Below are 18,757 nucleotides of genomic sequence, written 5' to 3'. Positions count from 1 at the left end.
CTCCCGCGCAGCGCGCGGGAGCGCCCTCGGGAAGGACGGTCAGGCGCCGCGGAGGACGGCGCCGGTCCGGTCGGCGGCGACGACGACCGCGGCGTCCCGGGCCTGCGACGCCTCCTCGGCGGTGAGGGTGCGGTCGGGCGCCCGGAACCGCAGCGAGTAGGCCAGGGACTTGCGGCCCTCCCCCACCTGCTCGCCGGTGTAGACGTCGAACAGCCGGATCGACTCCAGCAGGTCGCCCGCGCCGTCGCGCAGCGCCGCCTCGACGTCCGCGGCGGGCACCTCCGAGCCGACGATGAGCGCCACGTCCTGCGTCGCGACCGGGTAGGTCGACACGTGCGGCGCGCGGACGGCCACCGGCTCGCCCAGCCGGCGCAGTTCCAGCTCCATCGCGCAGGTGCGCGCCGGCAGCCCGTACGCCTTGGTGACGCGCGGGTGCAGCTCACCGGCGTGTCCGACGAGCGTGTCGCCCACGTACAGCGCGGCGCAGCGGCCCGGATGCCAGGGCGCGTGCTGGTCGGCCCGCGCCGTCAGCTCCACGCCGACCTCGGCCGCCACCGTGCGCGCGGCCTGCACCGCGTCCGCCCACAGCGCCGGGCGCCCCCCGCCCCACCAGCCGGACGGCTCGCGGTCGCCGGACAGCACGGCCGCCACCCGGTGCGGCTGGTCGGGCAGCGCCGCCTCGACGGACGCGACCTCGTCGGACGTCGGGCCGCGGTCCACCGCGAGCCGCGGCGACCGCTCCGGCGCGTCCGGACGCGGCCGGAACACCACGCCCAGCTCGAACAGCGCCGTGTCGGGGAAGCCGCGGCCCACGTTGTGCGCCAGCGTCCGCAGCAGCCCCGGCAGCAGCGTGGTCCGCAGCAGCGGCTCCTCCTCCGACAGCGGGTTCGCCAGCCGCAGGGTGCGGCGGCGCGCGTCGTCGGCGGGCAGTTGCAGGTCGTCCCAGTCCTTCGCGGACACGAACGGGAACGCCAGCACCTCGACGTACCCGGCGCCGGCGAGCGCGCGGCCGACGCGGCGGCGCAGCCGCTGCTGGATCGTCAGGCCCCGCCCGGCGGACGGGCGCGGCGCGCGGGCCGGGATGTTCTCGTAGCCCTCCAGCCGGATGACCTCTTCGGCGAGGTCGTTGGGGTCGGTGAGGTCGGGCCGCCACGACGGCGGCGCCACGCTGAGGACGTCGTCCCCCTCGACCGTGCAGCCGATCTCCTCCAGTCGGCGGACGACCGTGCCGCGGCCGTAGGACACGCCCGCGACCCGGTCCGGATGCCCGGCCGGCATGGTGATCGTGACCCGCTCGGCCGGTGCCTCGGCGTGGGTGACGCCCGGGACGATCTCCGCGCCGCCGAGGTCGGCGAGCATCCGCGCCGCGCGGTAAGAGGCGTACAGCGGCAGCTCGCGGTCGACGCCGCGCTCGAACCGGTAGGACGCCTCGCTGTGCAGCTTGTGGCGGCGGCTCATCCGGGCCGTGCCGATCGCGTCGAAGTGCGCGGCCTCGATGACCATGTCGGCCGACCGGTCGTCGATCTCCGTAGCGAGGCCGCCCATCGTGCCGGCCATCGAGATCGGGCCCGACTCGTCGGTGATGAGGATGTCCTCGGGGTCCAGCTTCCGCTCGACGTGGTCGAGGGTCTCCAGGCTCTCGCCCTTGGCGGCGCGGCGCACCACGATCGGGCCGGTGAGCTTGGCCCGGTCGAACGCGTGCAGCGGCTGCCCGAGCTCCAGCATCACGTAGTTGGTGACGTCGACCGCCAGCGACACCGGACGCATCCCCGCGCGGTGCAGGCGGACCTGCATCCACATCGGCGTCCGCGCGTCGGGGTCGAAGCCGCGCACCTCGCGCAGGACGAACCGGTCGCACGCGGTCGGGTCGCCGATGCTCGCCGGGTAGGCCTCGCCGTTCTTGGCGGGCAGCTCGACGTCCGCCGGGTCCTCGAACGGGACGCCGTAGGCGATCGCGGCCTCGCGGGCGATGCCGCGGATCGACAGCGCGTAGCTGCGGTCCGGGGTGACGGCGATGTCCAGCACGTCGTCGCGGATGCCGAGCAGCCCGACGGCGTCCGCGCCGACCGGGGCGTCCGGCGGCAGCACCAGGATGCCGCCGTGGTCGTCGCCGATGCCGAGCTCGGTGACCGAGCAGATCATGCCCTCGGACGTCCTGCCGTAGGTCTTGCGGGCGCCGATCTCGAACCCGCCGGGCAGCACGCCGCCGGGCAGGATCACCACGACGCGGTCGCCGACCGCGAAGTTCGTGGCGCCGCAGACGATGTTCTGCGGCTCGCCGGTGCCGTTGGCGTCGCCGACGTCCACCTGGCAGTGGCGGATCGGCTTCTTGAAGCCGGTCAGCTCCTCGATCGCCAGGACCTCGCCGACCACGAGCGGCCCGGAGACGTCGGCGCCGAGCTGCTCGACCGTCTCGACCTCCAGGCCCGCCGCGATCAGCTTCGCGGCCAGGTCCCGGCCGGTCACGCCGGCCGGCAGCTCGACGTGCTCGCGCACCCAGGAAAGCGGGGCCCGCATCAGATCTCCATCCCGAACGGGAGGGTGAACCGGACGTCGCCCTCCACCATGTCGTACATGTCCTCCACGCCGTGCCGGAACATCAGCGCGCGCTCGACGCCCAGCCCGAACGCCCAGCCGCTGTAGCGGTCCGGGTCGACGCCGCAGGCCACCAGCACCCGCGGGTTGACCATGCCGCAGCCGCCCAGCTCGATCCAGCCCTCCGAACCGCAGGTGCGGCACGGCTCGCCGCCCGGCTCGGCGGACGCGCCCCGGCACACGAAGCACTGCATGTCCACCTCCGCCGACGGCTCGGTGAACGGGAAGTACGACGGCCGGAACCGGGTCTTCAGCCCCTCGCCGAACATGCCGGTGACGAACGCGTCGATGCCGCCGCGCAGGTCCGCCATGGTCAGGCCCTCGTCGACCGCGAGCCCCTCCAGCTGGTGGAACACCGGGCTGTGCGTGGCGTCCAGCTCGTCGGTGCGGAACGTGCGGCCCGGCGCGACCACGTACACCGGCAGCGGGCGCGACAGCAGCGCCCGGATCTGCACCGGCGAGGTGTGCGTGCGCATCACCAGCCCGGCCTCCTCCGACTCGACGAAGAAGGTGTCCTGCATGGTGCGGGCCGGGTGGTCGGGCTTGAAGTTGAGCGCGTCGAAGTTGAACCACTCCGCCTCGACCTCGGGACCTTCGGCGATCTCGAAGCCCATGGAGACGAAGACGTCGGCCATCCGCTCCTGCATGGTGGTCAGCGGGTGCCGCGCGCCGCGCTGCGCGCGGTCCCAGGGCAGCGTGACGTCGACGGTCTCCTCGACGAGGACCCGCTGGTCGCGCTCCTCCTCCAGGACGGCCTGGCGCTCCTTCAGCGCCTTGGACACCGCGCCGCGGGCGGCGCCGATGCGCTTGCCCGCGTCGGCGCGCGCCGCCGGCGGCAGCGCGCCGATCTCCCGGTTGGCCAGGGCCAGCGGGGAGCGGTCGCCGGCGTGCGCCAGGCGGACCTGCTTGAGGTCGTCGAGGTCGGCGGCCGCGGCGATCGCCGCGAGCGCCTCGTCGCGGGCCCGCTCCAGCTGCTCGGGCCGCAGTGCGGAGACCTCGACGGGGTCATAGGACTTGTTGGGTGCAGACATGGTGGTGTGATCGACTCCGGTCGGCGTGGGACGCCCGCAGTCTAGTGCGCGGACGGTGAAGATCCGGAAAGCGTGCGCGTGACGCGCGGCCCGCCCGGTGCCCTTCCGCGGCGGCGGGCCGCGCCCGGAAGGGCTCAGCTCGCGTGGTCGGGGGCCCCGGCGGGCACGGTAAATCGGAACTCGGCGCCGCCGCCGGGCGCGCGCCGCACGGTGATCGCGCCGCCGTGCGCCTCGACGAGGCCCTTCACGATGTACAGGCCGAGCCCGGTGCCGCCGCGCCGGTTGCCGCCCGGGCCGCGCCAGAACTGCCGGAAGACGCGCTGGACGGCCTCGGGCGGTATGCCCTCGCCCTCGTCGCGGACCGACACGGCCGCCCCCTCCTTGTGCGCGTCCGGCTCCACGACGATGGTGACAGTGCCGGCGCCGTGCCGCACCGCGTTCTCCACCAGGTTCCCGAGGATCTGGTCCATCTTGTCGGGGTCCAGCCACATCTCGGGGAGCTCGCCGCGGACCTCGAAGCGGAACCGGTCCTCGGCGTCGCCGGCCGCGACCCGGCCCGCGATCACCTTTCGGACCTCGTCCGGCAGGTCGACGACCTGGCGGCGCATCTCCAGCCGGCCCGCCTCGATCCGGGACACGTCCAGCAGCTCGGTGATCAGCCGGGTGACCCGGTCGGCGTCGGCGTTGACCGTCTCCAGCATGACCCGCTTCTGGTCGTCGTTGAAGCGGTGCCACTTGGCCAGCAGCGTCGCGGTGAAGCCCTTGACGCTGGTCAGCGGCGAGCGCAGCTCGTGCGCGACCGTGGAGACCAGGTCGGCGCGGTCGCGCTCCTGGCGGGCGCGGTGCTGCGCGTCGCGCAGGCAGACGGTGAACCGCTCGACCCGGCCGCCCTCGCCGCGCCGGTAGCCGGCGGTGACCAGCAGCTCGGTGCCGCCGGGCAGGAACAGCGACCGCTCCGGGTGCCGGGTGCGGGTGACGAGGCCCTCGTAGGGCGCCAGGCACTTCCACCAGTCGCGGCCCTCGGCGTCGTGCAGCGGCAGGACGTCGCGGAAGTCGCGGCCCAGCGCGGCCGCGGCGGCGATCCCGGTCATCCGCGCGGCGGCGGCGTTGAACACCACGACGCGGGCCTCGCGGTCGGCGACCAGCAGCCCGTCGGGCAGGTCGTCGGCCTCCCCCGGCCCGGAAAGTGCGCGCGCGGCCACGCCGGGGGGTTCCTCTCCGCCCACAGCGGCCTCCAGAACACCGGTAGAGCGCGGCCTGTCGAGAAGAGACTCTATCCGCAGTCGGGCCCCTTACGGGACCCGGAGAACGCCTCGCGGCAAGGCATTTGTAGCCGCCGGGAAGGGCCCGGAACGGGCCGCGGCGGGCGTCAGCGCGAGCCGGTCGGCGAGCCGGCGAGCGCGCCCGCGACGTCCGGGTGCAGCACGAACAACCGGTGCAGCCCGGTGATCCGCAGCAGCCGCAGCTGGGCCGGCCGCACCCCGGCCAGCACGATCTCGCCGCCGGAGCCGGAGATCTCGTTGTGCGCGCCGACGAGCGCGCCGAGCCCGGCCGCGTCGCAGAACGGGACCGCGGCGAAGTCGACCACCAGCCGGCGCGACCCCGCGGCGTGCGCCTCGACCAGCCGGGCGCGCAGCGTGTCCGCGGTGTGCAGGTCGATCTCGCCGGTCACCGTGACGACCGCGGTCCCGGGCCGCGGCTCGGCGACCTCGATCGCCAGGCCGGCCACCGGGGCCGGCACGGCGGTCGCGCCGAGCGCAGCCGCGTCCTGGCGATCGGTACCGGGGAGGGCCTCCCCGGGTGCCGCGGAGCCGCGGGGCGCGGCCTGCGCGGCGCCCGTCCGGCACCGGACCTCCGGTGCGCGCCGCCCCGGCCGTCTCGCCGGCCTGGTCTCCTCGGTCATCACGTTCGCCCCCACTCTGCGCGGCACCGTTGCCGCCCTGGTCAACGCCCCTGGTCAACACCGTAGGCAGCGGGCCGGGCGGATGAGATCCACCGCCGGACCGGTATCCCGCTCCTACCTGGGAATGAGTCCCCCGTGCCGGCGGGCCCCCTGCCCCTCCGCTCACGGGAAGACCATCTTCGCAGTTCACCTGCCACGAAACGGACCCGAAGGCGACCGCTTGCGGCCAACCGGCCACGCAACGCATTGAACCGTCGCGGCCGCTCGTACGTGTCCGGGGGTGCGCTCACGGCCCCCGTCCGTCCTCGCCTCCGGCCCGTTCCGCGCCGCGTCCTGACGTGCGCGGATTCAGGCCCGGCGCTGTGCCCGCGCCGAGGCGTACAGGCAGACGGCCGCGGCCGTCGCCAGGTTGAGGCTCTCGGCCCGGCCGTAGATCGGGACCCGGACCACCTCGTCCACGTGCCGGAGGATCTCCTCGGGCAGCCCCCACGCCTCGTTGCCGAACACCCAGGCGGTGGGCTGCGCCAGCAGTCCCTGGTCGATGGCCTCGTCCAGGGTGCGGTCACCGGCGCCGTCGGCGGCCAGCACTCTCAGCCCCGCCCGCTTCAGCTCCGGGATCAGCGTGTCGAAACGCGGCCCGACCACCACCGGCAGGTGGAACAGGCTGCCCGCCGAGGCGCGCACGCATTTGCCGTTGTAGGGGTCGACGGACGCGTCGGTGAACACGACCGTCTCCGATCCCGCCGCGTCGGCGGTGCGCAGCACCGTCCCGGCGTTGCCGGGGTCGCGGACGTGCGCGAGGACCGTCACCAGCCGGGGGCCGGCCTCCAGCGCGCCCGCCAGCGGGACGTCCACGAACCCGCAGACCGCCAGCAGCCCCTGCGGCGTGACGGTCTGCGCCAGCTCCGCCATGATCTCGCCGCTGACCCGCAGCACCGGGACACCGGCGCGCTCGGCGGCGCCGACCAGGTCGGGGTGACGGGTCTCGGCCTCGGCCGTGGTGAACAGCTCGGCCAGCCCGCCGGGGATCTCCAGCGCCTCCCGCACCGCCTGCGGCCCCTCGGCGAGGAACCGCCCCTCACGGCGCCGGAAGGCGCGTTTGGCGAGCCGTCGAGCGGCCTTCACCCGTGGTGATCGGATAGAGGTCAGCTCGCGGCCCGCCATGTCGCCGTACCCGCCCGTCGCCAGGTCGCCCGGCTCAGGCGGCCTCCGCCGGGAGGGCGTCCTTGGCCACCTTGACCAGGGCGGCGAACGCGGGAGCGTCGTTCACCGCGAGCTCCGCCAGCATGCGCCGGTCGACCTCGACCTCGGCGGCCTTCAGGCCCTGGATGAACCGGTTGTAGGTGATGCCGTTGGCGCGGGCGGCGGCGTTGATCCGCTGGATCCACAGCCGGCGGAACTGGCCCTTGCGGTCCTTGCGGTCCCGGAAGGCGTAGGTCATCGAGTGGAGCTGCTGCTCCTTGGCCTTGCGGTACAGCCGCGAACGCTGGCCGCGGTAGCCGCTCGACCGCTCCAGAACGACCCGACGCTTCTTGGCGGCGTTGACCGCCCGCTTCACGCGTGCCACGTGCTGACTCCTTCGTGGGGGCCGGAGCCGTCCTGGCGCCGGCCGGTCGTCGATGTTGCCGGTCGGGTGCTACTTGCGCAGCAGCTTCTTGATGTTCTTGGCGTCGGCGTCGGCCACCACGGCGGGGCCGGACAGGCGGCGCGTCCGCTTGGTGGGCTTGTGCTCGAGCAGGTGGTTCTTGTTGGCGCGGCGGCGCATCACCTTGCCGGAGCCGGTCAGCTTGAAGCGCTTCTTGGCACCGCTGTGGGTCTTGGTCTTCGGCATGGTCGCCGTCGTCTCCCTCGTTCCCGGCTCCCGTGCGGCGGCACGGGAGCGCACCTGATCGGCGCGTCGCGCTGGGACGCGTGCGGCGCGCCAGGTCAGGCTTCAATGTACGTGCGTAGCGACCCCGCGAAAGCCACGAGGACGCGGACGGGCCCGCCGCCGGAGCGGGGGTCCGGCGGCCCTTGCGGGCCGCGGGCATTGCGGCCGGACCGGCATCGCGGCCGATCCGGCACCACGGTCACGCGGGCACCGCGCCCGGTGCGCTCCGCTCTCGTGCGGGCAGCACCGGGCCGGGCACCGCGGTCGGGCGTTCACGACCGGGCGCCGTGGCCGCCTTCGCGGCCGGCGTCGCGCTCGCGCGGTCGGGCGTCCGGTCAGGCCGTTTCGTGCGCGGCGTCGTGCTCGCGGGTCGCCGCGCGCTGCTCGGCCTTGGCCTCCGCCTTCTTCTTGTGCGGACCGAGCACCATGATCATGTTGCGGCCGTCCTGCTTGGGCCGCGACTCGACGAAGCCGAGGTCCTCGACGTCGTCGGCGAGCCGCTGCAGCAGCCGGAAACCGAGCTCGGGGCGGGACTGCTCACGACCACGGAACATGATCGTGACCTTCACCTTGTCCCCGGCCTTCAGGAACCGCACCACGTGACCCTTCTTGGTCTCGTAGTCGTGCGGGTCGATCTTCGGGCGGAGCTTGATCTCCTTGATGATCGTGTGCGCCTGGTTCTTCCGCGCCTCACGCGCCTTCATCGCGGACTCGTACTTGAACTTGCCGTAGTCCATGAGCTTGGCGACGGGCGGGCGCGCGGTGGGCGCCACCTCGACCAGGTCGAGGTCCGACTCACGCGCGAGTTCAAGGGCCTTGGCGATGGGCACGATGCCCACCTGTTCGCCGTTCGGGCCGACGAGCCGGACCTCGGGCACGCGAATGCGGTCGTTGATACGCGGTTCGGCGCTGATGGGACCTCCTTGGGGCCGTTCTAAGTTCTGGGACCGGTCGTACCCCGAGGCTCTCACGCGAAAAGCCCCGCACGACTCACGTACGGGGCCACCTTCGGTCTCCCCGTACGGCGGAACCGTCCGGGGACGACGGCGAGACGAGCGCGCGGCTCGTTCGCCGGACCGATACCCACCGGCCTCGCGGCCGGTCAGGTGGGAGGTGGCCTCCGCTTGAGCGCCCCGCGCACACGACCTCATCGGTCATGCCCACAGGGCCGGTCGGGCACTAAGACTATCACCTGCGCAAGCCGCTTGCGCCGCCCAGGATCCGCGTCTTCGCCCGCGAAGTACGCCGACCCGTACAACCCGCCCGCGGGGCGCCGCATTCCCCGGCGGCGGGCGCCCGGCGGTCGAGTCGTAAGCGTGCTTGCGAAGCCCACCCGCATGCGTACCGGTCGCGAATCCCCGTACGGCCGTCGATTCGCGCGCGAGGTGACGGTCTTCTGGCCGGGCGGGTGCCTCGGCGGCGGACGTCCGCCTTGTTACGGTGATGCCACGACGGCCCGGTGGGGCCGGTGCCAGAGAGGTATTCACGCGATGCCCTCAGTCGAGACCGGCTCGGCCGGCTTCCTCACCGCCTCGTCACCCGTCCGCCTGCAGTTCGCGCAGAAGGCGTTCATCGTGGCGGCCGGCCGGCTGCTGCTGGTGCGCAAGGCGGCGTCCGACCCCTTCCACCCCGGCCGCTGGGAGGTCCCGGGCGGGCGGCTGGAGGTCGAGGACGACCTGGACCTCGACGACCACATCCGGCGGGAGGTCTGGGAGGAGGTCGGCCTCAAGGTCGATCCCGGCCCGCCGTTCCATCTCTGGCAGTGGTTCATGGCCGACCGGTCTCCGGCGGCGCGGGAAGGGCTGATCCGGGTCGTGGCGGCGGCGCGCCGGTGCCATCCGCTGACGTTCGACGTCGGCTTCGGCAACCGGGACGAGAGCGACCACCTGGACGGCTGCGCCTGGGTGCCGCTCCACGAACTGGGCGCCTACGAGCTGATCCCGAGCCTGCGTCCGGTGATGCGGGCGTTCCTGCGGCTTCCCTGCTGACCGGCCGGATGGGCGCGGGCGCGGGCACGGGCGGCGCCGGGACCCTCCCCTCCCCCGTGCGGTGGCCCGGCCTCGACGGGACCGGCCGGCGCCGCTTCTCCCTGGTCGTCATCGGCGACGTGCGGATCGAGGTGCGGGCCGCGCTGGACGACGTCCGGTTCGGCGAGCTGACCGCCGACCGGCTCTGCTACGCGCCGGCGCGGGCCCTGGTCGCGGGGACGGCGGTGAACCTGGCGCGGTGCGCGGTCGCCCATTTCCGCCGGGTGAGCGTGCTGGCGAAGGTGGGCGACGACGACTTCACCGCGGTGATCCGGCGGGAGCTGCGCAGGATCGGCGCCCGCGACCGGCTGCGGGTCGAGCCGGGCGCGGCGAACGGGGTGACGCTGATGGTGCGCGACCGGCCGGCCGGCGAAGGGCCGGGCGTCCGGCTGCTGGTGGCCGAGCAGGACGCGCCGGGCCGGCGGCTCACCGAGTCCGAGGTCCGCTCCGCCGCGGCCGGGATCCGCCGGGCGGACGTGCTGTTCCTGGACGGGTATTCGCTGCTGTCGCCGGTGTCGCGGGCGGCGCTGCACGCGGCGGCGCGGACGGCCCGCGCGGCCGGGACGCTGGTGGCCTTCGACCTGGTTCCGCACGACGTCGACGCGCGGCTTCCGGCGGCGGAGGTGCTGCCGCTGCTGTCGGCCGCGGACGTGGTGATCTCCGAGGCGCCGACGCTGGCGCGGCTGCTCGGGCGGCCGGTGCCGGCGGGGCCGGGCGAGGTGCGGGCGCTGTCGCCCGTGCTGGACCGGGCGGTCACCGGGCGTCCGCTGTGGCTGCTGCGGTTCGGCGCCACCCAGCTGGAGCGGGTGCTGGCCTACCGGCATGACCATCTGCTGATGGAGTACCCGACCGGATACCGCGACGGCGCCGAGCGGGCGGGGTTCGGTGACCGGCTGGCGGCGTGCGAGCTCTACTGGTGGCTGTCGTCGCGGTGATCGTCGTCTGGCGGGCGGTCGAGGGCGGCAGCCGCGCGGCGCATCGCGCGCACGGTGCGCAGGAACCGCCGGCGGCTGTCGGGGAGGCCGAACGTCTCCTGCCAGCGCCAGGCCATGGCGGGCACCGCGTTCCCCGCGGTCTCGCCGTGCAGGGCGACGGTGACGGCCCAGCGCAGGAACTGGCCGCGCACCCCGTCGCCGGGATGGACGGTGGCCGTCCCCTGCTCCTCGATGAGGAGGTAGGAGTGGCCGGTGCGGAAGCGCGCCCGGAGCGCCGCGTACCCGGCGGGCGTCCCCGGCAGGCCCCGCCCCTCCACCACGGCACGGATCCCGTGGACGCCGGGGAGGAAGTGCCAGTGCGCGTGGTCGATGCACGCGCCGCCGCCCTGTGACAGCGCGGGCCCGTGCTCGAACAGCAGCAGTTCGCCGGTGCCGTAGGCCTGCCGGTAGAGGCGGGCGACGTGGTCGCGCCACCACAGCGCGAGGTCCCACAGCGGTTCGCCGAAGTCGCCCGCGCACTGGCGGTGCCGCCGCGTGACGAGGAGCAGGTGACCGTCGGCGAGCGGCGCGACGTCGGGCATCAGCAGGAAGTCGCGGTCCCGGGCGATGACGGACGCCTCCCCCGGCAGGTCGGCCATGGCGTTGATCCGGTACCGGAGGGGCGGGCACAGCACGCACTCGCGGCCGGGCTGCACCGATGGCTCGGCCAACGCCTCCTCCAGCACCACGGGACGCACGGGCGGTCGTCTTCCAGCGTGCCCGGCGGCCGGCACCGGTGATCTGTGCGGCGGCGGATACAGACATGGAACCCACGGGGTACAAAGCATGGCCGAACGGGCACATATGGAACAGAAGGCAACATCGTGAACCAGACCCCTCCGCTCCCCGCACAGGCGCCCCGCGCCGCCGCTCCCGCCACCGCGTCCTCCCGCACCCGCGCCGCCGCCGCACCGGTCATCGACATGGCCGTCCTGGAGGCCCGGCTGAACGAGTCCCTCGACGTCCTGCGCGACACCTACGCGCCCGCGCCCGGCACCGGCGGCGGCTGGTACCACGAGCTGGCGCGCCCCGAGCCGGGGACGACCGCGACGGCGCTCGGGCTGCTGGCGTTCGTGGAGGCGGGCCGCCCGTTCGAGCATTTCGACGAGGGCCTGGCGTTCCTGGCCGAGCGGCAGGCCGCCTCCGCCGACGCGCTGCGCGACGGCGGCTGGGCGACCCGCACCAGCCTCGGCATGCCGGTCGTGGAGGCGACCGGCTGGATCGCCCGGTTCCTCGCCCGCGCCCGCTGCGACCTGCGCGAGGACGCCCCGGACCTGCGGCGGGCCTACCGGTGGCTGCTGCGCAACCAGAATCCCGACGGCGGCTGGGGCTCGCTGTACGGGGCCGCGTCCCGGGTGTGGCAGACCTGCCTGGCGCTGCGCGCGCTCGCCCAGCTCAACCCCTACGACCCGGCGGTGGACCGGGGCGTGGAGTGGCTGACCGCCGACCGGACCGCGCACCGGCCCGCCTGGGGCCCGGTGCCGACGGCCGCGCCGACCGTCACGCACACCGCGTTCGTTCTGGTGACGCTGGCGGAGGCGCGCCCCCGGCTGCGGACCGAGCGGCTGCTGGACGCCTACGACTGGCTGCTCGCGCACCTCGACCCCGACGACGAGCACGCCTGGATCGAGACCTACGAGGTGTCGCCGCACGGCCTCGGGTCGCGGCCGGTGTGGCGGCTGGCCCTGTGGCACTACGGGCTGCCGATCGCGCTGACGGCGCTGCTGCACGACCCGCGCGGCCCGCACGGCCCGACGATCGCCCGCGCCTTCCGGACGCTGGTGCGCGGCGAGGTCGCCGATCCGCGCCGCAACGGCCTGCCGGGCGGCGCCCGCACGTCCCTGTGGACGCTGTGGTGGCGGCTGGAGACGCTGATCGCGTTCACCCGCGTCCCACTCGCCGGGACCGCGGACGTTCTGCACTGGTTCCCGGACGCGACCGTCGTGCAGCGCGCCCACGCGCGGGAGCTGCCGGTGGCGGCGCTGCTGCCGCACCGCCGGCTCGTCGACCCGGTGGCGCTGGTGCGGCGGCACTGGTCGGCGCTCGTGCTCGGGTTCGTCTGCGTGTCCAGCGCGTTCGGCGTCACGCTCGGAGCGTGGGGGTGGCGCGACTTCTGGCTGAGCGTGATCGTGCCGATCGTGCTGGCCAGCGTGGACGAGTCGCTGAAACGGCGGCGGACGCCGCGCGGCCCTCCCCCGGCGGCGCCCTAGCCCGCGGCGCCTCAGCCGGCGGGGGCCGCGGCCCGGCGGGCCAGTTCGCCCTCGCCTGCGGCGAGCATCGCCGCCACCGGCACGTCGTCGCGGCCGGTCATCAGCCCCACCTGCCGGACGGCCTGGTGCAGCAGCATCTCGAAGCCGCCGACGACCGTGCCGCCGGCGCGCTCGACCGCCGCGGCGAGCGCGGTCGGCCACGGCGCGTAGACCACGTCGAACAGCGCCGCGCCGGACGCGGCGACCGGGCCGGCGAACGCGTCGGCGGCACGGCCCGGCAGCGTCGACACCACCAGCCCGGCGGGCAGGTGGTCGGGGACGCGGTCGAGGGTGACGACCCGCACCGCGAGCCCGCAGCGCTCGCCCGCGCAGGCCGCCTCCGCGGCGCGGTCGGGGCTGCGCACCGCGAGGACCGCCTCCCCTACGCCCAGTTCGGCGAGCGCGGCCAGTGCCGACGCGGCGGTGGCGCCGCCGCCCAGCACCAGGACGGTCCCCGGCGAGCCGAGGCCCGCCTCGGTGAGCGCGGTCACGATCCCGTGCACGTCGGTGTTGTCGGCGTGCCGGCGCCCGTCCCGCAGGACGAGGGTGTTGGCACCGCCGACGTGCTCGGCCAGGTCCGACACCGAGTCGGCGAGCTTCAGCGCGACCCGCTTGAGCGGCATGGTCAGCGACAGGCCCGCCCATTCGGGGCCGAGGCCGTCCAGCAGCCGGGCCAGGCCGTCCTCGCCGCACTCGACGGCGTCGTAGCGCCACCCGTCCAGGCCCATCGCCGCGTACGCCGCCCGGTGCAGCACCGGCGACAGCGAATGCGCGATCGGCGCTCCCAGCACGGCGGCCCGCCGCACGTCACCCACCTGCCCGCTCCCCCTCTGCTCGTTCCGGTCCGCCACGCGTCAGCCGTTCGGGTGCTTCTTCTGCCACTCGCGGAACTCCTGCTCCAGCTGCTGGCGCTGCGCGTCGGTGGTGGCGAACTTCGTGATCTTGTGCGTCGGGTCGGTGGCCACGAAGAACAGCCAGTCCCCGGCCGCGGGCGACAGCGCGGCGTCGATGGCGTCCGGGCCGGGGTTGCTGATCGGCCCCGGCGGGAGACCCTTGTGCTTGTAGGTGTTGTACGGCGAATCGACCTCGAGGTCCTTGTTCCGCACGTCCAGCGTCCGCTTGTTCAGCGCGTACAGGACGGTGGTGTCGAACTGGAGCGCCATTCCCGTCTTCACCCGGTTGTAGATCACGCGCGAGATCTTGGGCAGGTCGCTCGGCTTGCCACCCTCGGCCTGCACCAGGCTGGCCAGGGTCAGCACCTTCAGCGGGCTCAGGCCCGCCTCCTTCGCCTTGCCCTCCAGGTCGGAGCTGCTCGCCTCCTTGTTGAACGCGTCGACCATCTGCTTGACGATGTTCCGCGCCGACCCGTTCGGGTCGAGGTCGTAGCGGCCCGGGTACAGGAAGCCCTCCAGCTTCCCGCCCGCGTACGACGGCAGCCCCAGTCCCTGCGTGCTCTTCGCGACCGCCTGGAAGTCCCGGACGGGGATGCCGGTCTTCTTCGACAGCAGCTGGAAGACCTCGAGCGCGCGGCGGCCCTCGGGAATCGTGATCTGGTTGCCGGCCCGCGACTTCGGGTCGAGCAGCAGCGCCATCGCCGCCTTCGACGACATCTCGCGGCGCAGCTGGTAGAAGCCCGGCTGGATGCTGGAGGCGCGGGTCTCGCCGTTGTAGACCTTCACGAAGGCCCGCGTGCTCTTCACCACGTGGTGCTCCTGCAGCGTCGCGCCGATCACCGCGCCGCTCGCGCCGTCCTTCACCTGGACCGTGACATTGCCGGAACCGGAGCCGGAGTAGTCCGGCGGGTGCAGCCGGTTGTCCAGGATCGCGGCGCCGAACACGCCGGCGGTGCCGAACACCGCGACGATGAACGCCAGCGCGAACAGGAACGCCGCGCGGCCGCTGCGCCGGCGCTTCTGCCGCTTGCGGGCGCGCCGCTGGTCCCGCCGGCTCGGCGGTTCCTGCGGCTGCCCCTCGCCGTACGGGTCGCCGTACGGATCGGAGAAGAGGTCCAAATCGCTCATGAGCTCCCCCGGACGATCTCGCCTGGGGGGCGCCCGGTCAACCGTTCCCCGTCCAGGGCCGCCTGAAGCAGGACGGCGGCCGCGGCCTGGTCGACGACCTTCCGGCGCGCCTGGCCCCGGATCCCGCCGGCCCGCAGGCCGCTCTCGGCCGTGACGGTGGTGAGCCGCTCGTCGTACAGCCGGACCGCCTCCGGGGGGAGGCGGTCCGCCAGCCTGGCGGCGAACCTGCGCGCCGACTGCGCCGCCGGGCCCTCCCGGCCCGACAGCGACGTCGGCAGCCCGACGACGACCTCGATCGCCTCGTGCTCGGCGACGAGATCGGCGATCCGGTCGATCTCGCCCTTCCCCGCCTTCACGGTCTCCAGGGGTGAGGCGAGGATCCCGCCGGGGTCGCACCGGGCGACCCCCACACGGACGCTCCCCACGTCCACCCCGAGCCGCACGCCCTGCCTCATCGCCTCGCTCCGCTCGACGGTCCGGGGCGCCCGCCGTCCGGCGCCGCGCCGCGCACGGGCCTCATCGCGCGCCGCCCCCTAACCCGCCGGCGGGGCTCACGCGGCCCCTACGGCTCGTTCGACCGCGGCGAGCGCGTCGTCGATCGCGGCGGCGTTGGCGCCGCCGCCCTGCGCCAGGTCGTCCTTCCCTCCGCCCCCGCCGCCGAGGGTCTTGGCGGCCAGGCCGACGAGCGCGCCGGCCTTCAGGCCGCGCTCGCGCGCGCCCTGGGTGACGGCGACGACCACGACGGGACGGTCCTTCGGCACGCCCGTGACCATCACGACGGCGGGCCGGGCCTGCAGCCGGCCCCGCACGTCCACGGCGAGCTTGCGCAGGTCGTCGGCGCCGGTGCCGTCGGGGGCGCGGTGCCCCACGAACGCGGTGCCGTTCACGTCCTTCGCGCCGTCGGCGAGGGACCCGGCGACGGCGAGGATCTGCTGCGAGCGCAGCTTCTCCAGCTCCTTCTCCGCCTCGCGGAGGCGGCCGACGACGCCGGAGACGCGCTCGGGCAGCTCCTCCTTGCGCGCCTTCATCTGCTCGGCGAGCTGCGCGACCAGCACGCTCTCGCGGGCCAGGAACCGGAACGCGTCGATGCCGACGAGCGCCTCGACGCGGCGCACGCCCGCGCCGATGGACGACTCGCCCAGCACCTTCACCAGGCCGAGCTGCCCGGACCGGGCGACGTGCGTGCCGCCGCACAGCTCGCGGGAGTAGTCGCCGACCTCGACGACGCGGACCTCGTCGCCGTACTTCTCGCCGAACAGCGCGAGCGCTCCCATGGCGCGGGCCTGGTCGATGGAGGTGTGGAACGCCCGCACGTCCAGGTCGCCGATCAGGACCTCGTTGACCTCGTCCTCGACGTCGCGCAGCACGCTCGTCGGGACGGCGCCGGAGGCGGTGAAGTCGAACCGGAACCGGCCTGGCGAGTTCTCCGAGCCGGCCTGCGCGGCGGACTCGCCGAGCGCCCGGCGGAACCCGGCGTGCACCAGGTGGGTCGCGGTGTGCGAGCGGGAGATCGCGGCGCGCCGGGTCAGGTCGATCTCGGCGTGCGCGGAGTCGCCCGCCTGCGCCTCGCCGCTGCGGACCCGGCCGCGGTGCACGATCAGGCCGGCCAGCGGAGCCTGCACATCGTGCACGTCGATGACCGCCCCGTTGCCGAGCCGGATCACGCCCTGGTCGGCGAGCTGGCCGCCGCCCTCGGCGTAGAACGGGGTGCGGTCGAGGACGACCTCGACCTCGGTGCCCTCGCCGGCCGCGGGCGCGTTGGCGCCGTTGACCAGCAGCCCGACGAGCCGGGCGTCGGCGGTGACGTCGTGGTAGCCGATGAAGTCGACCTTGCCGCCGGCGCCGGTGAGCAGCTCGTCCAGGACCGACACGTCGAGGTTGCCGGTCTTCTTGTCGCGGGCGTCCTGCTTGGCGCGGTCCCGCTGCTCCTTCATCAGCCGGCGGAAGCCGTCCTCGTCGACCTGCAGGCCGGCCTCGGAGGCCATCTCCAGGGTCAGGTCGATCGGGAAGCCGTAGGTGTCGTGCAGCTTGAACGCCTGGGCGCCGGCCAGGGTCCTCCCGCCCGAGCGCCGGGTCTCCTCCACCGCGGTGTCGAAGATCGCGGTGCCGGTGCGCAGCGTCTGGAGGAAGGACTCCTCCTCGGCGTCGATGACCGTGTGGATGTTGGCGGCGGTGCGGACCAGCTCGGGGTACTGCTCGCCCATCGCGGCGATCGCGACGCCGGTCAGCTCGTGCATCAGCCCGGCGTCCTGGCCGCCGAGCAGCCGCAGGTTCCGGATGGAGCGGCGCAGGATGCGGCGCAGCACGTAGCCGCGGCCCTCGTTGCCGGGGCGGATGCCGTCGGCGACCATCATCGTCCCGCTGCGGACGTGGTCGGCGATGACGCGCAGCGACACGTCGGAGCGGTGGTCGCGCCCGTAGGCCGAGCCGGTCAGGTTCGCGGCGCGGTCGAGGACGCGCCACAGGGTGTCGGTCTCGTAGATGTTGTCGACGCCCTGCAGGATCGCCGCCATGCGCTCCAGGCCCATGCCGGTGTCGATGTTCTTGGCGGGCAGGTCGCCGAGGATCGGGAAGTCGGTCTTGCTGTCGCCGGGGCCCCGCTCGAACTGCATGAAGACGAGGTTCCACACCTCGAGGTAGCGGTCCTCGTCGGCGACCGGGCCGCCCTCGCGCCCGTACTCGGGGCCGCGGTCGTAGTAGATCTCCGAGCAGGGGCCGCAGGGACCGGGGACGCCCATCGACCAGAAGTTGTCCTCCATACCGCGCTTCTGGATGCGGTCGAGGGGGACGCCGACCTTGTTGTGCCACAGGTCGCGGGCCTCGTCGTCGTCCTGGAAGACGGTCACCCAGAGCCTGTCCTCGGGGAAGCCGAAGCCGCCGTCCTCACGGGAGCGGGTCAGCAGCTCCCACGCGAACGGGATCGCCTGCTCCTTGAAGTAGTCGCCGATCGAGAAGTTGCCCAGCATCTGGAAGAACGTGGCGTGCCGGGTGGTCCTGCCGACCTCTTCGATGTCGGGCGTCCGGACGCACTTCTGCGCGCTGGTCATCCGCTGCGACGGCGGGGTGCGCTGGCCGAGGAAGTACGGCTTGAACGGGACCATCCCGGCGTTCACCAGCAGCAGGGTCGGGTCCTCGGCGACCAGGCTGGCGGAGGGCACCACCGTGTGCCCGCGCTCCTCGAAGAACTTCAGGAAGCGGCGCGCCACCTCTGCCGACTCCATGATCAGTGGCCATCCTTCTCGTCGTCGATGATCGTGTAACGCGCCCGCAGCACCCGGCGGGGCCGCGGCCCCGGGGTCTCGGGCGGAGCCTGGTCCATCCGGACGGCCTCGCGCAGCTCCTCCTCGCGGGCCTGCATCCCGGTACGCACGTCGGCCGCGAAAAGCCTCAACCGCTCGCCGGCGGACTGCCCGGTCGTCACCGCCCGCGCCGCGACCCCCTCCGGGGACCAGCTGCGCGCGAACCGCTCGACCCTGCGCTTGACGCGGTGCGTGGCGTAGACGCCCGCGCCCGCGCCGACCGACAGCCAGAAGAGCCTCTTCACTTGCGCCCCTTCCCGGAGGAGCGGGCCTGAAGCTGCGGACGCGCGGACGCGTCGGACCGGCCGTCCCCGTCGCGGCCGCTCAGCGCCTTGCGCACCCCGTAGGAGAAGGCGGCGGCCTTCACCAGCGGCCCGCCGACCACCGAGGTCATCACGGTGGTGACGGCCGAGACGTTCTGCGTGACGCCGGCGACCTGCTTGGTGATGACGTCGGTGCGGCCGAGCTGCTCGTTGGCCCGCTTCACCGTGGTCGTCATGTCGTCCAGCAGCGGGGCCGCCTGGTCGCCGAGGTCGCGCACGAGCTTGCTGGCCTCGCCGAGCAACCGGGCGAGGCGCAGCAGCGTCAGCGCGACGAACGCGACGAGCACAGCCCAGAACACGGCCACGATGAGACCTGCTAGCTGTCCACCAGTGAGCATGAGGGCTTCCGTTCGCTGTGGTTCCGGCCCTGGCCGGGCATTGGCCTGACAGACCTTACCGGCACGGGCGCGGGGCGTGGGCGCCGGTCAGGGCCCGGGCGGCGGCGGGCGCCGGCCGGGCGGGCCG

At 74.2% G+C, this 18,757-nt stretch carries 18 protein-coding genes; 3 read left to right on the top strand and 15 right to left on the bottom strand.

The window, feature by feature from the left end; translation table 11 throughout:
* Positions 1-39 precede the first annotated feature (39 nt).
* From pheT to infC, 8 genes are all read right to left on the bottom strand, one after another.
* Positions 40-2,517 (bottom strand): phenylalanine--tRNA ligase subunit beta, encoded by a 2,478-nt coding sequence (gene pheT / locus ABD296_RS39870; RefSeq protein ID WP_344280188.1) that lies wholly within the window; start codon positions 2,515-2,517, stop codon positions 40-42.
* A complete protein-coding gene (gene pheS, locus ABD296_RS39865) occupies positions 2,517-3,626 on the bottom strand; it encodes a phenylalanine--tRNA ligase subunit alpha (protein ID WP_344280185.1) in 1,110 nt (369 codons plus the stop codon). The genes pheT and pheS overlap by 1 nt, the downstream gene beginning before the upstream one ends.
* Positions 3,627-3,760: 134 nt before the next feature.
* A complete protein-coding gene (locus ABD296_RS39860; RefSeq protein WP_407061565.1) occupies positions 3,761-4,852 on the bottom strand; it encodes a sensor histidine kinase in 1,092 nt (363 codons plus the stop codon).
* 143 nt (positions 4,853-4,995) lie between these two features.
* Positions 4,996-5,529, bottom strand: coding sequence for an STAS domain-containing protein (locus tag ABD296_RS39855; protein WP_344280179.1), 534 nt, complete (start codon positions 5,527-5,529; stop codon positions 4,996-4,998).
* A 348-nt stretch (positions 5,530-5,877) separates the two neighbouring features.
* A complete protein-coding gene (locus tag ABD296_RS39850) occupies positions 5,878-6,693 on the bottom strand; it encodes a TrmH family RNA methyltransferase (RefSeq protein ID WP_344280176.1) in 816 nt (271 codons plus the stop codon).
* Between the two features lie 34 nt (positions 6,694-6,727).
* The gene (gene rplT / locus ABD296_RS39845; RefSeq protein ID WP_151544049.1) at positions 6,728-7,096 is read right to left on the bottom strand and encodes a 50S ribosomal protein L20; all 369 of its coding nucleotides are present in this window, start codon (positions 7,094-7,096) and stop codon (positions 6,728-6,730) included.
* Between the two features lie 69 nt (positions 7,097-7,165).
* Entirely contained in the window at positions 7,166-7,360 is a 195-nt protein-coding gene (gene rpmI, locus ABD296_RS39840; RefSeq protein WP_067468638.1) for a 50S ribosomal protein L35, read from the bottom strand.
* Between the two features lie 374 nt (positions 7,361-7,734).
* Positions 7,735-8,370 carry a translation initiation factor IF-3 gene (gene infC, locus ABD296_RS39835; RefSeq protein WP_455363874.1) on the bottom strand — a complete coding sequence of 212 codons (636 nt, stop codon included), beginning with the start codon at positions 8,368-8,370 and terminating at the stop codon, positions 7,735-7,737.
* 519 nt (positions 8,371-8,889) lie between these two features.
* On the opposite strand from infC, the gene ABD296_RS39830 reads away from it, so the two are divergent.
* Both ABD296_RS39830 and ABD296_RS39825 read left to right on the top strand, forming a co-directional pair.
* Positions 8,890-9,387, top strand: coding sequence for an NUDIX hydrolase (locus ABD296_RS39830; RefSeq protein WP_344280155.1), 498 nt, complete (start codon positions 8,890-8,892; stop codon positions 9,385-9,387).
* A gap of 8 nt (positions 9,388-9,395) precedes the next feature.
* Entirely contained in the window at positions 9,396-10,361 is a 966-nt protein-coding gene (locus ABD296_RS39825) for a carbohydrate kinase family protein (protein ID WP_344280152.1), read from the top strand.
* Here ABD296_RS39825 and ABD296_RS39820 read toward each other — a convergent pair.
* The gene (locus ABD296_RS39820) at positions 10,337-11,098 is read right to left on the bottom strand and encodes an HIT family protein (protein WP_344280149.1); all 762 of its coding nucleotides are present in this window, start codon (positions 11,096-11,098) and stop codon (positions 10,337-10,339) included. The two genes, ABD296_RS39825 and ABD296_RS39820, sit on opposite strands and share 25 nt — an antisense overlap.
* A gap of 126 nt (positions 11,099-11,224) precedes the next feature.
* Here ABD296_RS39820 and ABD296_RS39815 point away from each other — a divergent pair, with 126 nt between their 5' ends.
* A complete protein-coding gene (locus ABD296_RS39815) occupies positions 11,225-12,610 on the top strand; it encodes a prenyltransferase/squalene oxidase repeat-containing protein (RefSeq protein WP_344280146.1) in 1,386 nt (461 codons plus the stop codon).
* Positions 12,611-12,621: 11 nt separating this feature from the next.
* Here ABD296_RS39815 and ABD296_RS39810 read toward each other — a convergent pair whose 3' ends face one another.
* The 6 genes from ABD296_RS39810 to ABD296_RS39785 all read right to left on the bottom strand — a co-directional run bounded on the left by ABD296_RS39810 (position 12,622) and on the right by ABD296_RS39785 (position 18,630).
* Entirely contained in the window at positions 12,622-13,455 is an 834-nt protein-coding gene (locus tag ABD296_RS39810; RefSeq protein WP_344280219.1) for a shikimate dehydrogenase, read from the bottom strand.
* Positions 13,456-13,503: 48 nt separating this feature from the next.
* Positions 13,504-14,670: an endolytic transglycosylase MltG gene (mltG, locus tag ABD296_RS39805; RefSeq protein WP_344280143.1), complete on the bottom strand. Its 1,167-nt coding sequence runs from the start codon at positions 14,668-14,670 to the stop codon at positions 13,504-13,506.
* Positions 14,667-15,125, bottom strand: coding sequence for a Holliday junction resolvase RuvX (ruvX, locus tag ABD296_RS39800; protein WP_344280140.1), 459 nt, complete (start codon positions 15,123-15,125; stop codon positions 14,667-14,669). The genes mltG and ruvX overlap by 4 nt, the downstream gene beginning before the upstream one ends.
* A gap of 96 nt (positions 15,126-15,221) precedes the next feature.
* Entirely contained in the window at positions 15,222-17,891 is a 2,670-nt protein-coding gene (gene alaS / locus ABD296_RS39795; protein WP_344280137.1) for an alanine--tRNA ligase, read from the bottom strand.
* Positions 17,892-17,893: 2 nt separating this feature from the next.
* The gene (locus tag ABD296_RS39790) at positions 17,894-18,214 is read right to left on the bottom strand and encodes a DUF6167 family protein (RefSeq protein WP_344280134.1); all 321 of its coding nucleotides are present in this window, start codon (positions 18,212-18,214) and stop codon (positions 17,894-17,896) included.
* Positions 18,211-18,630, bottom strand: coding sequence for a DUF948 domain-containing protein (locus tag ABD296_RS39785; RefSeq protein WP_344280131.1), 420 nt, complete (start codon positions 18,628-18,630; stop codon positions 18,211-18,213). Before ABD296_RS39785 ends, ABD296_RS39790 begins: the two co-directional genes overlap by 4 nt.
* Between the last annotated feature and the right edge of the window lie 127 nt (positions 18,631-18,757).

This window comes from Actinomadura napierensis (assembly GCF_039529375.1).
In the GTDB taxonomy this organism is placed as follows: domain Bacteria; phylum Actinomycetota; class Actinomycetes; order Streptosporangiales; family Streptosporangiaceae; genus Spirillospora; species Spirillospora napierensis.
This window is presented reverse-complemented; position numbering and strand designations above follow the sequence as displayed.